Annotated in this window: 17 protein-coding genes, 1 tRNA gene and 1 pseudogene; 9 read left to right on the forward strand and 10 right to left on the reverse strand. The window is 69.1% G+C overall.

From position 1 onward, the window contains the following. The first annotated feature begins 6 nt into the window (after positions 1 to 6). The 5 genes from ACZ67T_RS03655 (at position 7) to ACZ67T_RS03675 (ending at position 4035) form a co-directional block, all read left to right on the forward strand. Positions 7 to 870, forward strand: coding sequence for an ABC transporter permease (locus ACZ67T_RS03655; protein ID WP_376221825.1), 864 nt, complete (start codon positions 7 to 9; stop codon positions 868 to 870). A 62-nt stretch (positions 871 to 932) separates the two neighbouring features. Further along, positions 933 to 1961 carry an ABC transporter substrate-binding protein gene (locus ACZ67T_RS03660; RefSeq protein ID WP_469981319.1) on the forward strand — a complete coding sequence of 343 codons (1029 nt, stop codon included), beginning with the start codon at positions 933 to 935 and terminating at the stop codon, positions 1959 to 1961. 37 nt (positions 1962 to 1998) lie between these two features. After that, positions 1999 to 2820 (forward strand): ABC transporter ATP-binding protein, encoded by an 822-nt coding sequence (locus ACZ67T_RS03665; RefSeq protein WP_469981320.1) that lies wholly within the window; start codon positions 1999 to 2001, stop codon positions 2818 to 2820. Between the two features lie 76 nt (positions 2821 to 2896). Continuing rightward, positions 2897 to 3472, forward strand: coding sequence for a helix-turn-helix domain-containing protein (locus ACZ67T_RS03670; protein ID WP_469981321.1), 576 nt, complete (start codon positions 2897 to 2899; stop codon positions 3470 to 3472). Then, the gene (locus ACZ67T_RS03675) at positions 3469 to 4035 is read left to right on the forward strand and encodes a GNAT family N-acetyltransferase (protein ID WP_469981322.1); all 567 of its coding nucleotides are present in this window, start codon (positions 3469 to 3471) and stop codon (positions 4033 to 4035) included. Before ACZ67T_RS03670 ends, ACZ67T_RS03675 begins: the two co-directional genes overlap by 4 nt. Here ACZ67T_RS03675 and ACZ67T_RS03680 read toward each other — a convergent pair. Beyond that, entirely contained in the window at positions 4005 to 4850 is an 846-nt protein-coding gene (locus ACZ67T_RS03680; RefSeq protein ID WP_469981323.1) for a sugar phosphate isomerase/epimerase family protein, read from the reverse strand. The genes ACZ67T_RS03675 and ACZ67T_RS03680 overlap by 31 nt on opposite strands. 12 nt (positions 4851 to 4862) lie before the next feature. Continuing rightward, complete coding sequence (locus ACZ67T_RS03685) at positions 4863 to 8279, reverse strand: ThuA domain-containing protein (protein WP_469981324.1); 3417 nt, start codon at positions 8277 to 8279, stop codon at positions 4863 to 4865. 861 nt (positions 8280 to 9140) lie between these two features. On the opposite strand from ACZ67T_RS03685, the gene ACZ67T_RS03690 reads away from it, so the two are divergent. Together ACZ67T_RS03690 and ACZ67T_RS03695 are read left to right on the forward strand one after the other, a co-directional pair. Next, positions 9141 to 9503: an MmcQ/YjbR family DNA-binding protein gene (locus ACZ67T_RS03690; RefSeq protein ID WP_469981325.1), complete on the forward strand. Its 363-nt coding sequence runs from the start codon at positions 9141 to 9143 to the stop codon at positions 9501 to 9503. 314 nt (positions 9504 to 9817) lie between these two features. Further along, on the forward strand, positions 9818 to 11137 hold the full coding sequence (locus tag ACZ67T_RS03695) for an MFS transporter (protein WP_469981326.1): 1320 nt from the start codon (positions 9818 to 9820) through the stop codon (positions 11135 to 11137). On the opposite strand, the gene ACZ67T_RS03700 is transcribed toward ACZ67T_RS03695, so the two are convergent. Continuing rightward, positions 11103 to 12017, reverse strand: coding sequence for a transketolase family protein (locus ACZ67T_RS03700; protein ID WP_469981327.1), 915 nt, complete (start codon positions 12015 to 12017; stop codon positions 11103 to 11105). The genes ACZ67T_RS03695 and ACZ67T_RS03700 overlap by 35 nt on opposite strands. A gap of 83 nt (positions 12018 to 12100) precedes the next feature. Continuing rightward, positions 12101 to 12814, reverse strand: coding sequence for a transketolase (locus tag ACZ67T_RS03705; protein WP_469981328.1), 714 nt, complete (start codon positions 12812 to 12814; stop codon positions 12101 to 12103). Between the two features lie 149 nt (positions 12815 to 12963). Here ACZ67T_RS03705 and ACZ67T_RS03710 point away from each other — a divergent pair. Then, positions 12964 to 13037, forward strand: a tRNA-Pro gene (locus ACZ67T_RS03710). On the opposite strand, the gene ACZ67T_RS03715 is transcribed toward ACZ67T_RS03710, so the two are convergent. The 3 genes from ACZ67T_RS03715 to ACZ67T_RS03725 all read right to left on the reverse strand — a co-directional run bounded on the left by ACZ67T_RS03715 (position 13003) and on the right by ACZ67T_RS03725 (position 17097). Beyond that, the gene (locus ACZ67T_RS03715) at positions 13003 to 14475 is read right to left on the reverse strand and encodes a tyrosine-type recombinase/integrase (RefSeq protein ID WP_469981329.1); all 1473 of its coding nucleotides are present in this window, start codon (positions 14473 to 14475) and stop codon (positions 13003 to 13005) included. The two genes, ACZ67T_RS03710 and ACZ67T_RS03715, sit on opposite strands and share 35 nt — an antisense overlap. Positions 14476 to 15335: 860 nt before the next feature. After that, a complete protein-coding gene (locus ACZ67T_RS03720; RefSeq protein WP_469981330.1) occupies positions 15336 to 15833 on the reverse strand; it encodes a Pycsar system effector family protein in 498 nt (165 codons plus the stop codon). Further along, on the reverse strand, positions 15817 to 17097 hold the full coding sequence (locus ACZ67T_RS03725) for an adenylate/guanylate cyclase domain-containing protein (protein WP_469981331.1): 1281 nt from the start codon (positions 17095 to 17097) through the stop codon (positions 15817 to 15819). Before ACZ67T_RS03725 ends, ACZ67T_RS03720 begins: the two co-directional genes overlap by 17 nt. A gap of 135 nt (positions 17098 to 17232) precedes the next feature. Here ACZ67T_RS03725 and ACZ67T_RS03730 point away from each other — a divergent pair, with 135 nt between their 5' ends. Further along, the gene (locus tag ACZ67T_RS03730; protein ID WP_469981332.1) at positions 17233 to 19776 is read left to right on the forward strand and encodes an ATP-binding protein; all 2544 of its coding nucleotides are present in this window, start codon (positions 17233 to 17235) and stop codon (positions 19774 to 19776) included. A gap of 94 nt (positions 19777 to 19870) precedes the next feature. On the opposite strand, the pseudogene ACZ67T_RS03735 reads toward ACZ67T_RS03730, so the two are convergent. The 3 genes and pseudogenes from ACZ67T_RS03735 to ACZ67T_RS03745 all read right to left on the reverse strand — a co-directional run. Next, a pseudogene (locus tag ACZ67T_RS03735) lies at positions 19871 to 20158 on the reverse strand (helix-turn-helix domain-containing protein); the annotation flags it as partial. Positions 20159 to 20376: 218 nt separating this feature from the next. Then, positions 20377 to 23670 carry an AfsR/SARP family transcriptional regulator gene (locus ACZ67T_RS03740; RefSeq protein ID WP_469981333.1) on the reverse strand — a complete coding sequence of 1098 codons (3294 nt, stop codon included), beginning with the start codon at positions 23668 to 23670 and terminating at the stop codon, positions 20377 to 20379. Between the two features lie 356 nt (positions 23671 to 24026). Continuing rightward, positions 24027 to 24929: IS701 family transposase (locus tag ACZ67T_RS03745; protein WP_469981334.1), on the reverse strand; the 903-nt coding region annotated here is incomplete at its 5' end.

The following is a 24929-nucleotide window of genomic DNA, read 5'->3' on the forward strand; positions in this document are numbered from 1 at the left end:
TTCATCGTGAGTCAGAGCACACTGCCCGCAACTCCCGTCAAAACGGCGGGAGTTGCCGACCGTCAGGCGCCCGGCCTGCGCCGGCGCGCCGCGGACGTGGCCGAGCGGAGCTGGCGCCCCGTCGCGCTGCTCGTCGTCTGTTTCGTCGCCTGGTGGGTGATCGCCGCGGCGGAGCTGGTCGAGCCGTACCTGGTGCCGTCGCCGGGTCGGACCCTCGACGTCATCCTCGACAAGCCGGACTACCTCTGGCAGCACACCTGGGTGACCACGTACGAGACGCTGCTCGGCTTCGTGATCGCCGTCGGCGTGGGCATCTTCTCCGCCGTGATCATGGTCTACTCGTCGACCGTCGAGAAGACCCTCTATCCGATCCTGCTCTTCGCCCAGGTCGTCCCGAAGATCGCGATCGCGCCGCTGTTCGTGGTCTGGCTCGGTTTCGGCATCGCACCCAAGATCCTCATCGCCGTCCTCATCGCGTTCTTCCCCGTCGTCATCTCGATGGTGACCGGACTCAAGGCCGTCGACCCGGAGATGCTCCAGCTCTCCGCGACGATGGGCGCGAGTCCCTGGCAGACCTTCCGCAAGATCCGCTTCCCGGCCTCCCTGCCGCACCTGTTCTCCGGCCTCAAGGTCGCCGTCACGCTCGCCGTCACCGGCGCCGTCGTCGGTGAATTCGTGGGCGCGAACGAGGGGTTGGGTTACGTCATCCTCCAGGCCAACGGCAACCTCGACACCCCGATGCTCTTCGCGGGACTGCTCGTCATGTCCTTGATCGGTGTCGTGCTCTTCGTCCTCGTCGAGATCGCCGAAAAGCTGCTCCTGCCGTGGCACGCGAGCCGCCGCGACGTCGCGGCAACCACGGCGTACTGAACGCCGGCATTCCCGGGAACCGCCCCGGACCACCCATCGACCGCCGTGAGAAGGGCCGCCCCATGCACGCGCGCAGACTCCTGACCGGTCTCGTCCCCCTGACGCTCGTCGCCCTCACGGTGACGGCCTGCGGCGACGACTCCGGCTCCACGTCGACCAGTGACTCCGGCAAGAAGCTCGACAAGGTCACCCTCACGCTCAACTGGTACCCGTACGGCGAACACGCGCCGTTCTACTACGGCAAGAAGCAGAAGATCTTCGAGAAGCACGGCATTGACCTGGACATCCGCGCGGGACAGGGCTCGCAGAAGACCGTGCAGGCCACGGGCGCGGGCCAGACCGACTTCGGCTGGGCCGACACCCCCGCTGTGCTCGCGGGCGTGGACCAGGGCGTCAAGGTGAAGAGCCTCGGAGTCTTCCTCCAGACGACGCCCGCGTCGGTGCAGTCGTTCGCGAGCCAGAACATCAAGTCCCCGGCGGACCTCAAGGGCAAGACCATCGCGGGGACGGCGGGCGACGCGCTGTCCAAGACGTTCCCCATCTTCCTCAAGAAGAACGGCCTCGCCGAGTCGGACGTCAAGGTCCAGAACACCGACCCCGCCGGCAAGATCGCCGCCGTCATCTCGGGCAAGACCGACGCCCTCCTCGGCTACGCGAGCGACCAGGGCCCCACCATGCAGGACAAGGCGAAGAAGGACGTCTCGTACCTCCGCTTCTCCGAGCACGGCCTGAACTTCTACTCCAACGGCCTCATCGCCGGCCCCAAGACCCTTCAGGGCAAGGGCGATCTCGCCAAGCGCATGGTCGAGGCCGTCAGCGAGTCCTGGGCCGCCGCCGAGAAGAGCCCCGAGCCCGCCGTCGCCTCCATGAAGGGCGCCTCCGAGCAACTCCCGCCGGAGACTGTGCTCTCCGAGCAGTTCAAGACGACCCTGACCCTCCTGCACACGGACGCCACGCAGGGCAAGGCGCCCGGCGCCAACACCGAGGCCGACTGGCAGCAGACCATCGATGTCTTCGCCCAGGCAGGCATGGTCAAGAGCCCGAAGCCGGTGGCGGACTACTGGGATTCGGCCAACGGGATCAAGGGCTGAGCACCCGCCCCGTACAGCCCACAAGGAGAGCTGCACCATGCCGAAGGACGCGACACTGAAGAAGGCTGGCGGAGCGAGCGCACACGTCGGGGCCGCCGTGCGCGCGGCGGACGTCGACGTCTGCTTCCGCACGAAGAAGAAGGACGTCACCGCGCTCACCGACGTCTCCCTCGACGTTGCAGCCGGCGAGTTCGTCGCCATCGTCGGACCGTCCGGCTGCGGAAAGTCCACGCTCCTCAAGCTCGTCGCGGGACTGCTCACACCCTCGTCCGGCGAGGTCAGCCTCTACGGCGAACGAGTGCGCGGCCCGCGCCACGACATCGGGTACGTCTTCCAGCGCGCGGCCCTCCTGGAGTGGCGCTCGGCGCGCCGCAACATCCTGCTCCAGGCGGAGATGCGCGGCATGCCCACCGAGGTGGCACGCGTGCGTGCCGACGAACTGATTCGGATGACCGGGCTCACCGGCTTCGAGGACGCGTATCCGCACGAACTGTCGGGCGGTATGCAACAGCGGGTCGCCCTGTGCCGGGCCCTGCTGCACGAACCGCCCGTCCTGCTCATGGACGAGCCGTTCGGCGCCCTCGACGCGCTCACACGCGAGCAGCTCAACGTCGAGATGAACCGCATCTGGCGGCAAACCCGGACCACCGTCCTCCTGGTGACCCACTCCATCGCGGAGGCCGTCTACCTCGCGGACCGCGTCGTCGTCATGAGCCCGCGCCCAGGCACCGTCACCGAGATCATCGACGTCGGCCTGCCCGCCGAGCGGGACTACGCGGCGACGCTCGCGACTCCCGAGTTCCGCACGGCGACGGGCCGCATCCGCGAACTTCTGGGGGCGGTCTCGGCACACGACTGAGGACTCGGCGACTGCTCGTCCCCTGTCGGCTCACCTCACCTTCGTCCTGTTTCATATCTGAGATATCGTGCCGGATATGAAACAGGACGATGAGGGCGACCCGATCGACGCCCGCCTGGCGGCCCGACTCTCCGCGCTGCGCGCCGAGCGCGGCTGGTCCCTGGGCGAGCTCGCGGACCGCAGCGGGGTCAGCCGCTCCACCCTGTCGCGGGCCGAACGCGGCGAGATCAGCCCCACCGCCTCGCTCCTGAACCGGCTCTGCGCGGTCCACGGCAGGACCATGTCGCAGCTCCTCAGCGAGGTGGAGGCCGCGCCGGCCCAGGTGGTGCGCGCCGACGAACAGACGGTGTGGACCGACGCGGCATCCGGATTCGTGCGCCGCTCGGTGTCGCCCCCGCAGGCAGGACTGCGCGCCGAGGTCGTCGAGTGCCGCCTCGAAGCGGACGCCGATCTGGCCTACGACAGACCACCCGTGCCCGGCCTCGAACAGCACATCTGGGTCCTCGAAGGAACCTTGGACATCACCGTCCGGGACAGGGAACACACGCTGCGCGCCGGCGACTGCGTGCGCTTTCGCCTGTGGGGCCCGACGCGCTTCCACTGCCCGGGCCCGGAACCCGTACGGTACGCGCTGGTGGTGGTCGAGCCATGATTCCGCAGCGTCTGACCGCAGCCGAACTCCTCGACTCCGCTGGCCTGTTGGCCGAGCTGCTCGCGGACGTCGTGGCAGGCGGAGCGTCCCTCGGCTTCCTGGCGCCCCTGGCCCACGGCGAGGCCGCGGCATGGTGGAGAGGCCTGGCACCGGCCGTCATCGAAGGCCGCCTCGCCGTCTGGGCCATACTCGACGGCGACCGCTGCCTCGGCACCGTGAGTCTCGCCTTCACCGACAAGCCCAACGGCCGCCACCGTGCCGAGGTGGCCAAACTGATGGTCCACTCCGCGGCGCGCGGCCGTGGCCTCGCCCGCACCCTCCTGACTCACCTGGAGGACGCGGCGCTCGACGCGGGCGTGAGACTCCTCGTCCTCGACACGGAGACGGACTCGCCCGCAGAAACCCTCTACCGCGCCACCGGTTGGTCGCGCGCCGGGGTGATTCCGGACTTCGCGACCGACCCGACAGGGACCCCGCACCCCACGACGCTCTTCTACAAGCGCCTCGAGGCACGGGATCCCGGACGCACTCCTCAGTACCGCAGCGCCGCCAGATACTCGTAACTGTTGCGGGCCGTCGCGAACGGATCCTTCGGAGTGTCGTGCTCCACCAGCCACTGCCTCACGCCGCCGGCCTGCGCGTCGTCGAACATGGCGGCGAAGTCGAGCGTCCCCGACCCCACGTCGGCGAACCCGCCGTCGGGCGCCATGTCCTTTACATGCAGGGCCGGGAAGCGGCGCCGGTGCCGCACGAAGTACGTGGCGGGATCAGCCCCGCCCTTCGACGCCCAGTACACGTCCAGCTCGAAGGCGACCAGATGCGGATCGGTCTCGCGGACGAGGATGTCGTACAGGTTCTCCCCGTCCTTCACGTCGTGGTCGCCGTCGTGGTTGTGGAACAGGACCGGGCCCAGACCCGCCTCGCGTGACGCGGCCCCGATCCGGTTGAACTCCTTCGCCGCCTCCCGGTATCCGGCCGGACTGTGCATCGAGCCCGGCAGGCTGGGCACCACCGGCCACCTGGCGCCCAGAGTGTGCAGATCCTCCAGCGCCTGCGGCAGCCCGCTCCCCGTCAGCGTCTGATACGCGACATGCTCCAGGACCGCGTGCAGGCCGACCGTGTCGAGCATCCGCCGGATGTCCGCCGCCCCGTACCCGTGCCGCCCGCTCACACCGACCGTCGCGTACCCGATCTCCGCGAGCCGCTCCACGGTGCCGGCGAAGTCCGTCGCGAGGACGTCACGCATCGTGTAGAGATGCATGCCGATGCCGCCGCGCGGGATACGCCGCCGCTGCCCGGCCGACGCGGGCAGCGCCGTACCGACCGCTGCCGCGAGCCCCAACGACGTACCGAGAAAGGCCCTTCTGCTGCTCTTCATTGCCCACACCCCTCACTTCACCGTGATCCGGACCGAGCCGGTGGTCGTGTCGCCCTTGTCGTCGGTGACGGTCAGATGCGCCGTGTACGCACCCGCGCGCGCGTACGCGTGCTGGGCATCGGCGCCCTCCGTACCGCTCGGCTTGCCGTTGTCCCCGAAGTTCCAGTGGTACGAGGCCGCGGTACGACCCTCCGGGAGCTTCACCGTGCCCTTGAGCGCGACGGTCAGCGGCGGTGCGCCGGCCTCCGGCGTCGCGGTCACCTTCACCTTGGCGCCCGTGCGTTTCTCCACCCCGGGCCCGTTGAAGTGCAGCCAGTCGACCGCGAACAGGTCGGGCTTGTCGGCGCTCCACTGCGGGTTGGTGAAGACGGCATACAGTGGGAACGTGCCTTCGTAGTCCGCGAGTTGAGTGGTGGGGGAAACCACGTTGCCCCAGTCCCCCGTGTTCGGGACGGACACCTTGCCGAGCAGCTCGCCTGTCGGAGAGCCCGCGCGGAACTCGACGTCGCCGCCGATCCCGCCCGACGCGGCGCCCACGGTCACCGAGTCGACGCCCTTCAGATGCACGGGATCGAAGGAGACCCAGTCCCCGTTCTCGATCTCGGTGAGCCGCTTGCCCCCCGACGCGTCCGCGCGGCTCGCGACCACGACGCCGTCGTGCGCGCCGCCCGTCTTCGTGAAGTGCTCGGCCTCACGGAACGACGTGCGCAGCGTCAGCGACGCCGACCCCGTCAGCGCGGGCACACCGCCCGACCCGCCCTTGTCCTCGTACTGGGCGCTGATGCCGTAGTAGAGATTCTGGCCGGGACCGTGGCTGTCACCCGCGTCCGTCACGATCTCCCCGGCGCATCCCGTGTAGTTGTCCAGCGGATGCAGATGAGAGTCGTGCCCGAGCTGCGACTGCACGACGACGCGCGAACAGTCGACCGGACGCCCGTCCTCCCGGTCCGTCACCTTGATCTGGAACGGGATCGTGTCGCCGAAACTGAACGTCCCGCCGTTCGGCGGCTGCTGGATCGTCACCTTGGGCCGCGTGTTCCCCACGGTGATGTCCTGAACGGCACGACCGGTCAGCCCCGTCGGCCCGGTCACCGTCAGCCGCGCCGTGAACACGCCGTTCTTCGTGTACGTGTACTTCGGGTTGGCGTCGGTCGAGTCGGTGGTGCCGTCCCCGTCGAAGTCCCAGGCGTACGTGACCGGCTTGCCGTCCGGCAGCCCCGAGCCCTCGCTGGAGAACGTGACGGCGAGCGGCGCCGCGCCACTGTCCGGCGCCGCCGCGACCCGCGCGTCCGGCAGCCGGCTGTCGCCGACATAGTCGATCCGGTAGATACCGGAGCCTTCGTTGCTGCCGCCGCGCCCCGTACCGCTGCCGAGCCCGAAGTCGATGACATACAGGGACCCGTCGGGACCGAAGTCCGCATCGAAGGGCTGGTTCCACTTCATGTCGGAGAACACGGAGTTGATCGACTGCACATCGCCCGCCTCGGCAGGCTCGAAGCGGGGATCCGTGAACGTCTGGTCCTTCTGCTGAATCGAGAAGGTCTTGAACCACTGCCGCGTCAGCTCGTAGTTGAACCACTTTCCGTCGAAGTACTCAGGGAACTTCGTCTTGTTCGGGTTCGCGGGATCATAGGCGTACACAGGACCGCTCATCGGACCACCGCCACCGGTCCCGAGCTCCGGGAACTGCTCCGACGCGGAGTACGCGTACCACACCGTCGCCGAACGCGCGGGCGGCAGATCGCGCAGACCGGTGTTGTTCGGCGAGTCGTTCACCAGATGACCGCAGTCGAACTTCGCCCCGGACTTCATCGACGCGAAGTCATAGTCGTTGAACGGGGTGTTGTCGCCGACGCAGTACGGCCAGCCGAAGTTCCCCGCCTTGGTGATGCGATTGAACTCGACGGTCCCCTCGGGACCGCGGTCGGCCACCGCGTTGCGCGCGTCGGGACCGTAGTCACCGACCAGCAGCGCACCGCTGACCGGATCGGTCGTGATCCGGAACGGGTTGCGCAAGCCCATCGCGTAGATCTCCGGGCGCGTCTTGTCGGTGCCGGGCGCGAACAGGTTCCCCTCAGGGACGCCGTACGTCCCGTCGGCCTTCGGAGTGATCCGCAGCACCTTGCCCCGCAGATCGTTCGTGTTGCCCGCGGTGCCCTGCGCGTCCCAGGCACGACGGCCCTCGCGCTCGTCGATCGGATTGAACCCGTCCGACGCGAACGGGTCGGTGTTGTCACCCGTCGCGATGTAGAGATCACCCTTGCTGTCGAACGCGATCGACCCCGCCATATGGGAGTTGGCGCGCCCCTCGCCCCGCCAGGTCGGCACGGTCAGCAGCCGCTTCTCCGACGCCGGGTCGACCTTGCCGCCCGACTCCGTGAACCGCGAGAGATTGATCCGCTTCTCGGTCTTGTCGGAGTTGAGCAGATAGAGCCAGTGGTTGTCCCCGAACTTCGGATCGAGCGCAAGCCCCAGCAGACCGTCCGACTGACTCGTCATCTCGGGCGTGTAAGCGAGGTCCAGCGCCGTGGTGACCTTCAGCGACTCCTGGTCGATGATCTTCAACTTGCCGGTCCGCTGGATGAAGAACACGCGCCGGTCCGGCGCCACCGCCAGCTCGAACGGATCGGCCAGGTCGGCCGTCGCGAGCGGGGTCCGCTGGAAGCTGCCGGTCCTGGTCGCCGAGCAGTCACCCGGCTTTTCACCGGCCGCCCACTGAATGCCGCCCAGGATGTGCTGGAGGAAACCGGCCTCCTCGAACGCCGACTTGGCATGCCCGCCCGCGGTGAACCAGGACCGGCCCCCGTCGTAGTTCTGACACCACGACCACGGATGATCGACGCCCTCGTCGAGCCCGGTGACCCCGTCACGCACCTTGACCTGCGCGAGCGTGTGCACCTTCCCCGTGGGATTGGTGCGCCAGTTGTACCACTCCTCCGTACGCTCCCAGAGCTCCGGAAGCCCCTTCGTGGACGGGTGCGCGTGATCGAGGACCTTGATCCGGCCCGTCTGCACGGCGGGATGCTGGTCGAAGATGGCTCCGACGAGCCCCTCGTACCAACCCCAGTCCCGCTCGCTGGCCGACGCGGAGTGCAGCCCGACCCAGCCACCACCCCCACGGACGTACTTCTGCAGGGCCGCACGCTGGGCGGCGTCGAGCAGATCGCCCGTCTCCGGCGTCGAGTTGGTGTTGTTGAAGACGATCGCCTTGAAACGGGCGAGATTTTCGTCGGTGAACGCGGTGGCGTCGTCGGTCGCCTCGACCTCGAAGCCGTTCTCACTGCCGAGCTTCTTGATCGCCTCGACGCCCGCCGGGATCGAGTCATGGGCGAAGTTCGTGACCTTCGAGAAGACCAGCACGCGGTACGAAGCGGCGGCCTCGGCGCGCGGCGGGGTCGCCAGACCGAGACCGACGACGAGAGCGATCAACGCGAGGAGGACGGTCCAGGGCGAGCACGGACGGCGTCCCTTGCGAGGGCTGCGTGAGCGGTGCGGTTTTCCCGGGTCTCGCGGGTCTCGCGTGGTGGGCGCGGGGGGCCCGTGTCTCCCGGACGGTACGGGTGTGGCGGAACTCGTAGAACTCATGGCGCTCCCTGGGCTGTTGGCCGGTGGGCCGACTCGGGCGTGCGGTGAGTGCTGCGGGAATGCCGGAACGCCTGGAAGCCGAAGCTTAGAAAGCGCTTTCCCGATGGCGTCGTTCAGCGTAGGTTCCGTGCGGAGAGGGGTCAATGGGTCGGAACGGGCCGGGGGTGCGGAGGGGGGCGCCGCGATCGCCGGGGAACGGGGGCGGGTGCCTCGCGGGGGCCGGCTGACGATCGCCTCGCGGGGGCCCGGCTGACGGTCGCCGTCGAAACGGTGGAGCGGTTGGCTGCCGATCGCGGGGGCGGCGGAGGTTGCGTCTGGAGTGGTGGGCGGGTTGTCCGTTGCTCAGGGGGCCTGGTGCCGGGCGCTTGAACGGGTGGGCGGGCCGGTCTTCGTCCGCGGGCGGAGGGGGCGGGGTGGGGCGGGGCGCGGTGCCTGGTCGCGCTGGAACTGGTGGGGCGACTGGCCGTTGTTCGCGGGGTACGGGGACCCGGCGCCGCCGGGGGCGCTTGAACTGGTGGATCGGCCGGCAGGGTTCGCGGGGCCGGTGCTGGTGGCGCCTGAGGTGGTGGGCCGGCTGTCCGCTATTGCGCGGGTATGGGGACCTCGCGCGACCTGGAGCCCGTCACGCCCGAACCGGGGGACGGAACTGTCCCGCGTATGCGGTCCGACCGGCGGTTGTCAGTGGGCTTGGTTACGGTTTCCTTCATGCAAGACGCCGACGACGTACGTTCCATCGCACTTGGCCTGCCGGAGGTGACGGAGAAGATCGCCTGGAGCATGCCGACGTTCCGGGTCGCGGGGAAGATGTTCGCCACGATGCCCGAGGAGGAGACCTCCATCGCGGTGCGCTGTCCCAAGGAGGAGCGCGACGAGCTGGTTCTCGCGGAGCCCAAGAAATTCTGGATCGCGGACCACGAAGCGGGCTTCGCGTGGGTGCGGGTGAGGCTCGCGGCCCTCGACGACAGCGACGAGCTGCGCGACATCCTCACCGACTCCTGGCGCCAGGCGGCCCCGGGCCGACTCCTGGATGCCCACCCGGAGTTGGGTCCACCGGAGCCGACGGGCTGATATTCCCCGGGCGATGTCAGTGCTGCGTGGCATGATCCGGCAGGGGTGGGGACGCGGGAGCTACAGGGGCCGCCGCGCCGCCGGGGAGGGTACGGGCAGGCATGGGCGGATTGCCGACGGAAGGGCCACGGGGGTCGAGTTCGAGCTCAGGGGCAGGGTCAGGAGAAGCACGGGACGGGGTGGCGGGTTCGGCTGGGGGGCTGGATCCTGGTGCCGGCGCGGGGGTGACGCCCAGACCCGGGGTCGGCCCAGGTGAGGAATCGTCCCGGAGTGCGCGTGACGGCTCATTCGGGCCTGAGCCTGACAGCTCGGCCATGAGTGAGCGTCAAGGCGGTGGCCTCGGCCCTGGTGAACGCGGGGGCCAGCGCGCGGGGATCTGGTCGCGGGACTTCGGACTGTTCTTCTCGGCGCGTGCCGTGGCCAAGCTGGGTGACACCATGCTGCCGGTCGCGCTCGCCGCGGGCCTGCTCCAGCACGGGTACGGCGCGGGCGCCGTCGGCCTCGCGATGGCCGCCTCTGTTGCCTGTTTCGCGGGGCTCGTCATCTTCGGCGGTGTCTTCGCGGACCGGTTCAGCACGCGGCTGCTGATGATCGGCGCCGATGTCACGCGCCTCGTCACCCAGTCCCTCGCCGCGGTCATGTTCTTCTCCGGGCACGTGGTGCTGTGGGAGATCTGCGTGATCGGCGCGGTGAACGGCGCGGCGTCCGCCCTCTTCCAGCCCGGCGTCGCCAGCACCGTCCCGCGCCTTGCCGCGGATGTGCAGGCGGCGAACGGCGCGATACGCGTGGCCGAGTCCGTGGCGCAGCTCGCGGGCCCGGCCGTCGCCGGCCTGCTCGTCGCGTTCGCCTCGCCTGGCGTCGTCTTCGCCGCCCACGCGGGCACGTACGGGCTGAGCGCCCTGTGTCTGCTGCTGCTCCGGCTGCCGCCGGCTCAGCCCGGCGCCGAGGCGGTCCGCGGCAGCGGGTTCCGGGCCGATCTCGTCGAGGGGTGGCGGGAGTTCAGATCGCGCACGTGGCTCTGGGGAGTCATAGCGATCTGGTGTGTACTGATGATCGCCGCCTGGGGTCCGGCCGTTCCGCTCATCGCCACGCAGGTTGTCCAGGAGCACGGTCCGCGTGCCTACGGGCTGGTCAACTCGGCGCTCGGCCTCGGCACGGTCATCGGCGGCGTCTTCGCTCTGCGGCTGCGCCCTCGCCGGATGCTGCGCGCCGGCGCCGTCGCGCTGTTCGGGTTCAGCTTGTTCCCGGCGACCGTGGGAGCCGGGTTCAGTGTGGAGTGGATGGCGGCGGGCGCGGTGGTCGCGGGGGCGGGCATGTCGTTCTGGGGCGTCATGTGGGCGACCAGCATCCAGACCCAGGTCCCGCGCGACGTCCTCAACCGCATCCATGCCTACGACGTCGCGGGCTCCCTGGCGATGACGCCGGTCGGCCAGGCCCTCGCGGGCCCCGCGGCCGGAGTCTTCGGCACCCGTCACGTCCTGATCGCCGGTGGCGTCACGACCGTCCTCGTGGCGGCGGCCCTGCTCTCCGTGCCCGCGATCAGGGGCCTGATACGGGTGGACAGCACCGTGCCCGGCGGGAGCCCTCGCAAGGCCCCCGCTAGCCGCGAGCCCGTGCACCGAGGAAGCCGCTGATCCGTTCCCGCAGCGATGCGGGGTCGAGGCCGTGTGCGGCCACGTGTTCCTCGATCTGTCCGTACCGGCGCAGCTCACGGCGGCCCACGCCCAGCCCCAGCACCCGGTGGGGCAGATCGGCGAGCGCGTCGTTGGCGGCCGCCGTCGACGTACCCGCCAGATACGGTTCGACGATCACCACGTCGGCGGTGTCGGCGGCACCCGCGGTACGGCGCAGCGCCCTCGCGTCGAAGGGTCGCACCGTCGTCGCGTAGAGCACGGTCACGTCGAGGCCCTCTGTAGCGGCGAGTACCGCGTCGAGCATCGGCCCGACGGCGATCACGACACCACCGCGGCCTTCGCGGACGGTCAGGAAACGCTCCCCGTCGACGGCGAGTGCCTCCCTGTTCGACTGCACCGAGAGGCGGACATACACGCGGTCGTCACCGGCGCCGACCGCGTGCCGCAGGAGCGTCTCGGCCTCGTCCGGGTGGCCCGGCACATGCACGGTCCAGCCGTCGAGGGTGTCGAGCAGTGCCACGTCGCCCGGCGCCATGTGGGTGAAGCCGCCGGACGGCCAGTCGAAGGAGGCGGCGGCGCTCACCAGGACTCCGCCCACGTCCTGATGTCCGAGGTCGAGCTTCACCTGCTCGAAGGGGCGCTCCACCAGGAAGCTGGCGAAGGTGTGCATGACGGGCCGCAGCCCTGTCAGCGCGAGACCGGCGCCCGTCCCGATGAGCAGCTGCTCCCTGATGCCGACGTTGATCACCCGGTCCCGGTGCCGGCGCTCGGCCTCGACGAAGCGGTCCTTGCCGATCTCCGCGAGGACGACGGCGACCCGGGGGTCCTCGTCGAGCAGCCGGGAGACGACAGGGGCAAATCGATCACGCATGGTGTCCATGACGTGGGTGTCCTTCCGTGGAAGACAAGAGAGAGCAGGGGCAGAGAAACGGAGATCAGGAGGGGGGAGGGGCGGAGCGCGGCTCAGGCGTTCTTGGGTTCCACGCGGGCGACGACTACGCGCGGGCTTCCCGGGTGCGGCGCGGTGAAGGCCTCGTACAGGGCCTCGTGATCGCGGCCGTCGACGGTGGCGGCGGACCAGCCGGCCGCTTCGAAGCGGGCGGCGATGCCGCCGGGCCGGGCGTGGCTGGCCGAGGAATTGTCGATGACGACGGTGTGGAGCCGGTCGAGCGCGGCGGGCCCAGCGAAGGCGATGGCCTCGTGGTTGCTGCCCTCGTCCAGCTCGGCGTCGCCGATCAGCGTCCAGACCGCCGGCCCCGGGAGGCTCTGCGCGCGGAGTCCGAGCGCGGTTCCGACGGCGATCGGCAGCCCGTGCCCCAGGGACCCGCTGGCGATCTCCACACCGGGGACGAGCACCCGGTCCGGGTGGTGCCCGAGCGGGGAGTCGTACGACCCGAAGCCGGGCAGCCACTCCACCGGCACGAAGCCCTTCGCCGCGAGCACTGCGTAGTACGCCATGGGGCCGTGGCCCTTCGACAGCAGGAACCGGTCACGTTGCGGATCCCCTACGCCGTCGGGAGTCACCCGCAGCACGCGGTCGTAGAGCACCCAGAGGACATCGAGGGTGGAGGTCGCCGCGGGGCCGTGCTTCTCGTCGCCGGTCATGCGTTCCATGAGGGCGGGAAGGCCTTCGTAGGAGTAGGAGGCCGCTGCTGTACGTGCCGCTGTCGTTGTCATGACAGGAGCGTGCAACCTCAAGCCAGCTTGAGGTCAAGGGTGATCCGTCGAGCGGCGGCTGTCGGGAAAGGCGTGCGCGACCACGGGCCCAAGTGCGGTATGGTTTCTCTGCGCGTTCGGCCAGGGGAAAGCCCAGGTCAGACGAGCACCGGGACGTGGCGCAGCTTGGTAGCGCACTTGACTGGGGGTCAAGGGGTCGCAGGTTCAAATCCTGTCGTCCCGACTTGTGTTGTCGCAGGTCGGAGGCCGTTCTCTCGTGATCGAGAGGGCGGCCTTTCGTGTGTTCCGGGGCGTGGTGGTCGCGGTGTGGTCGCACGCCTTGGGTGCGGCTGGTTCACGGCGGTGCTGAAGGCGTGAGAGGCGGGGTTGCGCAGTCGGCGGAGGGCTTCGCGGAGGCTGCGGATGTGGTCGCGTGGTGGTCGCAGCCCCGTCGGTCGGTCCGCTGGAAGGCCGGTGGTTGTGGCCCGGGTGAGGGTGCGGTCGATGGTGTCGACGGCTTCGCGTGCGGCTTGCTGGGTGAGGTGGCTGTAGAGGTTCGCCGTGGTCGACAGGGTGGAGTGCCGCAGGGTCTTGGAGACCACGGTGAGCGGGACTCCGGCGGTGATGGTGATGGTGGCGGCCAGGTGTCGCAGGTCGTGAACTGTGACTCTGGGGACGCCGGCTCCGCCGGAAAGGCGGTGGAAACGGTCGAGCACGAGTTGTGGTGCGAGTGGGCGGCCGTCGGGCTGGCAGAAGACGAGCCCGGCGAACGGATCGGCAGCATCGCTGTGGGTGCGAGGAGCCGTTTGTGCCCGATGTCGGAGCGCGGCGGCGACGCGGGGTGAGATGGCGACCCAGCTGCGGCTCGACCGTGTCTTGGGGGTCGTGAGGACGAGGCGGTTGTTGTCGATGGCGGAGAGCGTGCAGCGCACGTAGAGGACGCCCTCGTCGAGGTGCACGTCGTCCCAGTGCAGGCCGAGGGCCTCACCCTTGCGCATGCCGGTGCCGATGAGCACCTCGAACAGGTCCGCCATATAGGGGTCAGCCTCGTGGCAGTAAGCGAGGAAGCGGGCAGCTTGCTCTGATGTCCAGATCCGCCGCTCCGGTGAGGGTGGCCGGCGCAGGACCGGGGGACTGGCGGGGTTGTGGGGGAGGCGGTGCTGGCGGACAGCGTCGCCGAGGGCGCTGGAGAGGGTGGCCAGGCACCTGGCGAGGGTGACTTTGCCCCGGCCGGCGGCGAGTTGGCTGTTGGCGAAGGCCGCGACGTGCCGGTGCCCGAGCTCCTCGAGCCTGAGGCTGCCAAAGCCGGGGATGAGGTCGTTGCGGACATAGTCCCGGTACCGGGCCATGGTGGTCGGCTTCAACACGAGGTCCTTGGCGGAGAGCCAGGCGTTTAGGTAGTCGGCGACGGTTTGGTTCGGGTCGGCGTCGAACCCGCCCGCCTCGCCCTCGAGGAATCTGAGCAGCGCGGACTCTGCGCTGTCCTGGCTTGGGAAGCCGCCGCGGCGGATGGTCGTGCGGCGGTGATCCGGGGTGGGGGTGTCGACGGCGAAGGTCCACGTGCCGTGTTCGCTGTCCGTGACCAGCCGTGGACAGCGCGCGCCGAGCTGGTGACGGTGAATGTCTCGGCAGCCGCAGCGGCGGTAGACGCGCCCGCGGGGGGCAGTGGTGGTGGTGCGCATGGTGATCGCCTCCGGCGTGCGGCAGGGCGTGCCGACACTTCCAGCCTCCGTCGGACGCGACTATCAGGCGACCACCACGCCCCGGAAACGTCCTCTGACCTGGTCGTATCCCTTGAGGGAGCGTCAAGGGCTGTGAAAGTGAGGTCCTCCGGTGGCGCGAGCGATCCCGCCGTCGACGCTCCCGGCGATAACTCTTTGTGGGTAGTGTCTGGCGCAGAGCACTTGTTCTGCGGATGTCGTATTCCTGAGCAAAGGGGTCTGCCAGCCCTCATCTGCCTGGTCTTGAGCCGCGAGAATTGACTGACCGCGATTCGGGACCACACGGGATGCCGGTTGAGTGCGCCCACAAAAGCACGACGACGGCCTCGGGACCGGGACTCGAAATCCACCGCTGCCTTCGACGCCTTGGTGGCTGACGCCGGGCTTAAGGACGTCACCGGTGGCATCCAGATACTGCGAATGAAACCCCTTATGGAGCGCTGGATACAGACGTGCCGCCGCGAGCTCCTGGGTCGCACTTTGATCTGAAACCAGAGCTACCTTCTGTATGCGCTTCGCGAGTTCGAGTCCCTCTGCAGCTGGCATCGACCGCATCGAACGCTGATGCAAGCCGCGCCGTGTGGCCCACTACCCGAACCGGTCACCGTGGCAGCCCAGATCGGGCATCTGGAAGTCCGCCGACGAGACCGACTCGGAGGAACCCTCCACGAGTGCCAACATGCTGCCTGAACAGGCCGGATGATTAATCGGCACTCGCAGTCCCGGTGACACACGCCACTCCTTTGACGGCTCCGCGCCTGTTTGCGCCCGCCCGGCCGTCCGCCCGTCCGGCCGTCCGCCCGTCCGGCCGGTACCGTACTTCACCTCATCGCGTCGAGCAGGGCAGAGGCAGCGACCAGTGCGAGCCCGCACCCCAAGAGGTCCACCGCACGGGCGATCAGCCGGTACTTCCGTGTGGCCAGCAAGGACAGCTCGATGAGCTGGGTGCACTGCTCCAGGTCGGCGTCGGACGTACGGGACAGGTGGGCGACGAGATCCCCCGCACGCCCCCGGAACTGAGCGTAGGTGGCGAAGTAGCCGCCGCGGCCCAGCTGGGAGACACCGCCGGGCCGGACGCAGAAGAGCAGGTGGACCAGGCTGGCGGTCATACAGCCGATGCCTAGCCACGCGAGCCATTCGGCGCCGTTCCACAAGGCGAACATGCCCGACCTGCGGACGGTGAAGGTTGCCACGATGCCGGCCGATATCGCGGAGAACAGCGCGAGCAGTGTGGCCGCCTTGTGATCCGCGCGCGTCAGCTCCGCACGCACGTCGGCGAGCGCGCTGTGCAGGTTCTGAAGGTCACGCAGGTGCGCCATCGAGGGTGCCGTCCCGGCCGAGGTCGGTCATGTCGCCACGGATCTCGCGGCTCTGGTCACCGCTGGTGATGAGTTGGCCGGCGATTCCCTGGTTGTTCCGGCACACCTCCAAGGCAGCCGGCTCCCCGGGCTTCCGGGCCCCCGCTTCGGGGCCCAGGTGCACGAAGAGCCCCTGCCGGTTGCCCCGTGAGTCGACGACATCGACAAAGGCGAACTCCTTGCCGGGACCGGGGAAAACCCGCTGGAACTGTCCCTGGACGAGGTCACCCTCCTGCACGGTGCAGCCCGCCAGCGGATTCTTTCCTTCCTGGAGCGGCGGCATCGGGATGAACCTGACGGAGCGGCCCACCGTCAGATCGCCCTCGCCGACGACGAACCGGCGGTCGACATAGTGATCTCCGTGTTCGGGATCCGTCGTGATGAAGCCGTGGCCACGGGTGACGTCCCAGTGCCGCACCGTCCCCTCGAGGGTCGGTGCTGGCGCGTGGTGAGCCGAGGCCTTCGGGACGAACACAGGGGGTCGCGCACCAAAGTCTTTGGCGCCCTCCTGGTTCTCGCTGGCCTCGGTCAGCATCCCGTTCTTTGCTCCGGCAGGCACCTGGCGCCAGATGACCTCGCGGTACCTGACCAGGTCGGGGAAGCCTTTGAGGCGGACTTTCTCCTCGGTTGGCGTCAGATAGTCGTCGGGGCCGAAACCTTCTGCCCGGCCTCTCTGGGACGACACCTTGAGCATGTTTGCGGAGACGACGGTCGCGCTGTCGATCCAGATGGCCTGCGGTGCTCCTGCATCGCACAGTCGCGAAGCGCGGTCGACGACAGAGCCGACATAGTCCAAGCCCCCGCCAGGCGCCTCGTACTCGACGACGTGGCCGGTGGCGATGCCGACCGTGGCCAGGCACTCCTTGACCGAGTTGTTCCTGTTCTCGGTGAACAGCATCTCCTGGATGCGGATCGCCGCATTGATGGCCTCGGCCGCGTGCTCGCTGTCAAAGGCTGCGAGCGTGCCGTCGCCCAGGTACTTGACCACGATGCCACCGTGGGAGGTGATGGCCTCCGTCGTGATGTCGAGGAACTTGCCGATGGTGGAGAGCCAGTTCACCTCGCCTGTCTTAGTCTTCATCTCCGTCGACCCGGACAGATCGGCGAAGAGAATGACCCGGTACGGCCGCTCCGAACTCATGGATGCTTCATGAAAGAGCCTGTAGTGATCAGTTGCCATGTGCTGAGACCTCCAAGTGACGCGATGTAGTCGGGTGATGGTCAAGGACCACCCCCGCCGGGCCGTGGTCAGCGGGCCGGCGAGCCTCAGCATCGAGGACGGCGTGGATGTTCACCACGTCGTGCGGGCAGCCATAATCAACCGATCAATCGCGCGTAACAGCCTTGGAGGTAGAGCGAGTTGGCACGCAGGCCTGGGCGTCGGGAACGGCCGCTCGATCCGCAGGCGGGCCCGCTGGAACGCTTCGCGCTGGAGCTGCGCGAACTGCGGGAAAGAGCCGGGCTCAGCTACGTTGAGCTGGCGCAGGGAGCCCACTTCGCGAGCAGCACCCTTTCCCAGGCCGCCGCGGGGCAGCGGCTGCCCACCCGAGAGGTACTGCTGGCCTACGTCCGTGCCTGCGGCGGCGACGTGGGCCGGTGGGAGGAGCGCTGGGAGCGCGTACGACGTGAGGCGTATGGGTCCGGTGGGGCGGAGCGGGACGTGGTCGCTGTCGTCCCTTCTGCTGCTGGGTGGGCGGAGACCACCAGTTTCGTTGGGCGCGAGCGGGAACTGGCTGCCGGGGCCGAGATGTTGACGCGCTGCCGACTAGTCACGCTGGTCGGGGTCGGCGGTGTGGGCAAGACGCGGTTGGCCCAGCGGATCAGCCGTTCGGTGCGTGAGCGGTTCATGGACGGTACGTTCTGTGCGGAGCTGGCCGATCTCGGCCGCGGCCATGCCGCCACTGAAGTCGCCGATGTGGTCGCCGCGGCCGTCGGTGCGCCCGCAGGGCCGGGTCAGGACCCTGTGCACGCGCTGGCCACGGCACTGCGTGGACGGAACGTCCTGCTGTTGCTCGACAACTGCGAGCACGTTCTGGACGCGAGCGCTCGCGTCGCTCGTGCCCTACTCGGTCTCGTGCCGGAGCTGCGCATCCTCGCCACTAGCCGACAGCCCCTCGACATCGACGCCGAGCACGTACTGCGCGTGAATCCGCTGGCCCTGCCTGCCCTATGGCCAGAGCCACTCCACGACGCGGGCGCCACGGAACTCGATCCTCTCGCCTCGCCCGCGGTGACCCTCTTTGCTGACAGGGCCGAGGCCGCTTCCCCCGGCTTCCGGGTGACCGAGGCGAACCGTCGCGTCGTGGCGCGTGTGTGCCGCAGGCTCGACGGCCTGCCGCTCGCCCTGGAGATCGCCGCACGACGACTGCGCACCCTGACCCCGGGCGAACTCCTGGAACGCCTCGACCACCGGATCCGGCTGCTCGGCCCCGGCGGCCGCGACCGGACGGCACACCCGCGCCACCAGGCGCTGCGCGCGCTCTTCGACTGGAGCTACGAGTTGTGCACCGACGCCGAGCGAACGGCCTGGCGGCAGCTGTCGTTGTGTATCGGCGGGGTGCTGTTGGCTGACGCCGAGCGACTTTGTGGGCCCGCCGACGGAAGCGTGGCCCCCGAAGCCGCTGCAACCGATGACACGTTCGAAGCCCTCGCTGGGCTCGTGGATAAATCACTGCTCACCACGGTCGACACCGGCGAGCACACTCGGCTACACATGCTGGAGACCGTCCGTGCCTATGGTCAGGAACGCCTCGTCGAGAGCGGCCGGGGGCAGTCCGCACTGCGTCGGCACCGCGCCTGGTACCTCAGCCTCGCCGCGCAGGCAGGGGCCGCCTATGGCTCGTCCGAAGAGGCCGGATGGCTGCGCCGCCTGCGCCCTGAGCACCCCAACCTCCGGCAGATCGTCACCGCGCCGCCCCCCGGCGACGAGCCCGCCGAGACCGTGCTGGGTGCCTGCCTAGGCTTCTGGCTGCACTGCCTGACGTCGGGAAACGTGGGGGAGGGCGCCCACTGGATGCGCAAGGTCATCGAACGGCACCCCCTGCCACCCGCGCCTGAGGCCACCGGAACCTGGTGCCGGGCTGTCTGGGTGTCGGGCTTTCTGCTGCTGCTCAACGGTGATCACGCCGGTACCCAGGAGATGATCGGCCGGGGCGAACGCGTCTTGGACGACCCCGCAGCCCGCATAGTCTGTCAGCGGGCTTACGCCGAACTGGCCGCTGCCTTCCTGCAGTTGCGCGGTCTGGCGGCGCTCGTCGCCCAGGACACGGTGAGTGCGGCACGGTACAGCCAGTCCTCCCTGGAGACGGGGCAGGGGGTGGCCATGCTGTTGACGCGGAAGCAGTGCGTCGCCCAACTCGGCTTCTCCGCCGTCATCCAGGGTGACCATGCGCGTGCCAGAGCCTGGCTCGAACAGGCCCTGGCCATGTCCGATGCCCAGGGAGACAGCTGGCACCGCTGTTACTTGCTGTGGGCCCTTGCCGTCGACCGCGCAGAATCCGGGCTGCCGGAGGAGGCCGCGGAGTTCCTGCGCCGTGCACTGGGGCACATCCGGGAGATTGACGAGCGCCTGGGGGAGGCGACGATCAGCGAGACGCTGGCCTGGGTGCTCGCCTCTTGTGGCGCGGGCGGTCCGGCGGCCGTCGTGCTGGGAGCGGTGGATCGCGTTTGGCAGCCGTCCGGTTCCCCGCGTCTCTTCGGGTTCGCTCTCCTGACCACCCACCGTGAGCGAGCCATCGAGCTCGCCCGTAGGTCTCTCGGTGACGTTGCGTACGCGCATGCCGACGAGGAAGGCCGACGCCTCGGTCTGCGTCGCGCGCTGGACAAGGCGTTCCAGGACTTCGGGGCCCTCGCAGATCGTGGCGAACTCCACCCGGGTGAGGGCCGTGGCCTTTCGAAGCGATGAGCTCTCGCCGACTCGTAGGGAATCGGTCGAAGATGCTTGGGCGATCCACCAGAAGACGTGACGGCTGGCGGGAGCGCCACGGCCAGGCGGTGCGCTGGTCGCTCCAGCCGGCAGCGGCCGGGCCGACACCGCGTCCAACATGCGCAGTTGCCCCGTATTGGGCTTGCAGGGGGCGCCGCCGGGCCCCTTGGAAAAGGGCATGTCGACCACCCGCAACCAACGTTCGACGCCAGCGGTTCGCCGACATCCGGGTCACCCTGAACCGCCGGGCCACCTCCCGGTCACTGGCCCCCGCCTCGATCAAATCGGCGGCTGCGAACCGGACCTGCTCACACCGAGACCGTTCCTCGGCCGTCAGTCTACCGCCATCGGGATACCTCACCCTCCCGGCATAGCGCAGACCACAACCGCCGTCACGGCCCGGCGTAACCCGCACCGTTAAAGATCTCTAGCAGCGATGAATAAACGAGGCCCACAACCGGTGTCTGCCCGGAATCCTCCCGCAGAGCCCGGAACGCACTCGTCCGCGCCTACCTCTCCGGGCCGGCATGACCTGGCTCCGGCGGAAAAACGAGACTGACGGGCATGGTCGTCGAAACATCACCGGTCGGGATCCTTGTACACCTTCGCGGGCACGCCGACGTCCGAGAAGATCTCCCATGCCTGCCGCCTCATCAGTTCAGCGGCAACACGGTCGGTCTTCCGGTGGGCGCGGGCGAGGGCCATGAGAGTGCGGGCCTCGCCGAGTCGGTGGCCGGTCTCGCGGTGTACGGCAAGGGCCTTCTGGGCGAAGGTGGTGGCTGTGGTGTGCGCTCCTTCGGCCGCCCCTATGTCGCAAAGGGCGGTCAGAGCCTGACCTTCCACCATGCGGAACGAGTGGGCGCGTGCCAGGGCCAGTGCATGCTCAGCATGGCTTCGGGCTTGGTCGTTCTGGGCCATTTCCTTGTGAGTGAGGGCGAGGCCCAGGAGGCTGTCCGCCTCGGCTCGTCGGTATCCCGATTGGCGGGAGAGGGTGAGAGCCTGGTTGTCGGCCCTCAGCGCCCGGTCGAAATGCGCCAACTGACGGTGGGCGGCGGCGACCGTGCTGAGGACGATGGCCTGGATCCAGCGCCGCCCCTGGTCCTTGACCATGGCGGAGGCACGCTCAGCCTGGTCCAGTGCCTCATCGTGTCGGCCGAGCTCGATACTGATCTTCGCGACGGCGGCAAGCATCTGGGCGCGGCCGTTGCGGTATCCGCCCCTACCTTTGGGGGCCACCCAGGGACTGAGGACGTCCAGGCCGTCGGTGAGACGTCCGAGTTCCCAGTACACCCAGCCCAGCCCCTGCAGAGCCGGGCTGTCGTCCCACCAACTGAGCTCCGCATTGCGGCTGAGGGCCAGTTCGAGATGAGCGGCAGCCTCGCGCAGTCGGCCCAGATCCCGGCAGACCATACCGAGGCCGAGCAACGTGAACGCTTCGGTGTGACGGTTCCCGATGTCGCGGGTGATCCGCAAGCCAGCGGTGAAGTGTTCATGCGCACGGTCGAGCCGCGCCATGGTCCAGGCCACGAAGCCTCGGCCGCCCAGGGTCGCCGCCTCGCCCTCCGCCCAGCCGAGCTCCCGGCTGATGTCTGCTGCACGCGTGTTGTGCTCAATTGCCTCCCGCGCATGCCCCCAGTCCCACCGGATCACCCCGAGGCTCTGGTGCATGGCCGCCTGGCCGTACACGTCGCCCTCGGTCTGCGCTGCCTCCAGTGCCGCCTGCGCGGTGGACAGCCAGGTCGCCCGCGGCAGATGGAGCCAGAAGTGGCCGAACAGTACGGAGGTCAGGTGCCAGGCCGCGGGCCGCGGACCGTGCTGGGCAGCATGGTTGATGACGGCCAGCAGATTCCCCCGCTCCGCCTCCAGCCATGCTGTGGCCTCGGCGGCGGACGGCATGCCCTGCTGCTCGTCGGCCTGTAGCTCGGGCGGCAGTTCAGGAAACATCCAGGTCCCAGAGGCGGCGCGAGCGGCGTGCAGGTACCAGATCAGGAGCCGTTCGAGTGCGGCGTCACGGTCCGCCGCTGTCTCCTCCACCTGCGCACGCTGTTGCGCGTACTCGCGAAGGAGGTCATGGAACCGGTACCGGCCCACCGTCACCGGTTCGATCAGGTGGGCCGCGGCCAGGGCGCCGAGCAGGCGACGGGCCTGGGGTAGCGGTGCATCCAGGAGCGCCGCTGCGGCCTCGGTGGTGAACTCCGCTCCCGGGAACAGGCCGAGCAGGCGGAACAGCCGGTGTGCGCCGGGTGCAAGGACCCGGTATGACACCGAAAAGGCCGAACGCAAAGAAGAGTTGGCGTCACCGTCCGGCTCCAGTGCCTCCAGCTTGTTGCCCTCGGTCATCTCAGCGACGAGGTCGGCCGTCCGCAGGGCCGGGTCGCCCGCGAGCCTTGCGGCGGCCACACGCAGTGCCAGCGGAAGGCTGCCGCACAGCCGGATCAGTTCGCCGACCGCACGCTCGTCGGCGGCTACCCGGTCAGTGCCGAGAGTTCGGCTCAGCAGCGCACGGGCCTCATCCGGCTGGAGGAGGTCCAGTGGCAGGGCGTGGGCACCGTCGTGGGCGACGAGGTCGCCGAGCCGGTTGCGGCTGGTCACGACGACACAGCAGGCCGGGCTGGATGGCAGCAGCGGACGTACCTGCTCGGCGGAGGCCGCGTTGTCCAGCAGGACGAGCATGCGCCGGTCGGCCAGCAGGGTCCGGAACACGCGGCCCTGGGCCTCGTGGTGCGAGGGGATATCCGACGCCGAGAGCCCAAGGCTGCGCAGCAGCAGATCAAGGGCCTCGCCGGGCTCGAGGGGCTGCCGGTCGCGGTCGAAGCCATGGAGGTTGACGTAGAGCTGGCCGTCAGGGAAGTGGCCGCGGACCTGGTGCGCCCAGTGCACGGCCAGCGCGGTCTTGCCGATGCCGGCGGCACCACCGATGGCGGAGATGACCACGGTGTGCGCCGTCCCCTGCTCCTGCGCGGGCGGAAGCAGTGCGTGGAGTCGGTCGAGTTCGCTGGCGCGTCCGGCGAAACCCGGAGTGTCGTGTGGGAGTTCGGCGGGCACGGAGCTCTCGCGCGGTGTGGAGAGCACCGACGGGGACGGACGCAGGAGGAAGGCTCCGTCCTGGTGCAGCACCGCAGCGTGCACCCGACGCAGTTCCTCACCGGGATCGGCTCCGAGCTCGTCACGCAGTCGTACGCGCATGTCCTCGTAAGCCCTGAGCGCTTCCGCCTGACGTCCGCAGCCGTACAGGGCCCGCATGCGCAGGGCCGTCAGTGACTCGTCGTAGCCGTCGGCCGCGGACGACAGCCTGCCGAGGTTGTCGAGTGCTTCCCCGAATCTGTCCAGAACAAGGAGGCACTTGAGCCACTCCAGCCGGAGTGTCCGCAACCGCTCCTCCCATCGCCGCCGTTCCTGCTGGGCGAAGGGTCCCGGCAGGTTGGCCAGCGGCTCGCCCCGGAACAACTTGACCGCCGCGGACAACTGGTTGGCCGCGGCGGCCGGCTCGCCCGACGCGACGGTAAGCAGTGCTTTGCCACCCCGCGCGTCCAGATCTGTCGTGTCGAGTCGGACCCCCTCGGAGACGAAGCGGTACCAGCCCTTGCCGCTGCGGATCACCGACTCGGCGGGCGAAGTGCCTTCCGGGTCGAGCGCCCTGCGCAGCGAGTTGATGTGCGTGGGCAGCACCTTGTGGCCGCTCGCGGGTGGCTCCGGCCCCCACACCGCGTCGAGTAGCCGCTCATGACTCACCACGGCCCCTTGGCGCAGCAGCAGCGCGGCCAGTACGGCCTGCCGCTTGATCGACCCCAGTTCCAGCGGCGTCCCGCCCCGCCAGGCCCGCAACGGTCCGAGCACCTCAAATCGAAGCAGCTCGGGAGATCCGTCGTCCACCGCCAGGCCTCCGCCCCCTATGGCATCAGAATTTCATCAACATGGCAGCATTCCCGGCCATGTTGAGGGACGCAACATCGCACAACCCACACAACCAAGGTTGGAGGGGACGTGATTGCAGGTACACAGGGGTTTGTGTGCGGTCCTAGTACTCCAGCAGGATTTCGCTGTCTGACCTGGTCTTTTCGCCGGGTGGCGGGAGTGTAGCGGGACTTCGATCGTGCGGGGGCGGTCTCACGGAGACCGCCCCTCGATCGTGCGACAACGCCGCAGATAGTGACAGCGGCGGGCGACTGCTTGGCGTCGGCGGCGCCAGTTCGACCAGCTCAGTGCGTGGTGTCGTCCGCGGTCTCCGCTCAGGTGCGGGGGCCGGGCACGACAAGCTGCCAGGAGTCGCCGAACCTCCGCCACTGTGAGCCCGATGAGCCCGGCTGTCCCACCTGTTCCGCCCCCTTTTCCCAGGACTGATGTGCCGTGGTGGCCAGAAAGGCGTGCGCGAGCATGGCCAGAGTGATGTGCCGATACCAGCCCACGTAGCGGCGAACCTCGTACTGATCCAGGCCGCACTCGTTCTTCGCGGCCTGGAAGCACTCCTCGATCGCCCAGCGCGCCCCGGCAACCCTCACCAGCTCCTGGACGGTGACCTGAAGGGGTGTGTAGGCGAGGTAGTAGGCGATCTCGTCCGGCTTACTGATGCTGCGCCGGGCCAGCGCCCATCGCATCCGGTGAGGGACCTCGCCCTGGTAGTCGAACTCGGCGACGTCCGGCAGCCGCACCGCGGCCCAGTGATAAACGCGGGGCCCCTTCGCTCCGTCGCCGCACGAGATCTTCTCCCATGCCTCGTCCGGGGCCTGCGCGAACAGTCCCTCGATCCGTGAACAGCCCACGCTGAACTGGGACTTGGGGACGGCCAGCACGTAGCCGACACCCGACTGCTCCAGCAATCGGCGGAATCGGTTGTCCTGGCCGTAGGCGGAATCCGCGGTGACCCAGGCAATGGGCATCGGCGAGGCGAGGGCCCGCAGCACCATGTGCCGGGCCAGTTCGCCCTTGGTGGCGAACTCCCGCTCCTCGGGGACCCTTGCGGTGCGGCAGCGTTCCCGGTCCTCGGTCCAGGACTTCGGGAGGTAGAGCTCGCGGTCGACAAGGGCCCTGCCGCGGGTGGTGGCGTAGGCGGCGAAGACGCCGATCTGGCAGTTCTCGGTCCGGCCGGCGGTTCCGGAGTACTGGCGCTGGACTCCCGCTGAGGTGGTGCCCTT

The organism is Streptomyces sp. NPDC107517 (assembly GCF_055582645.1).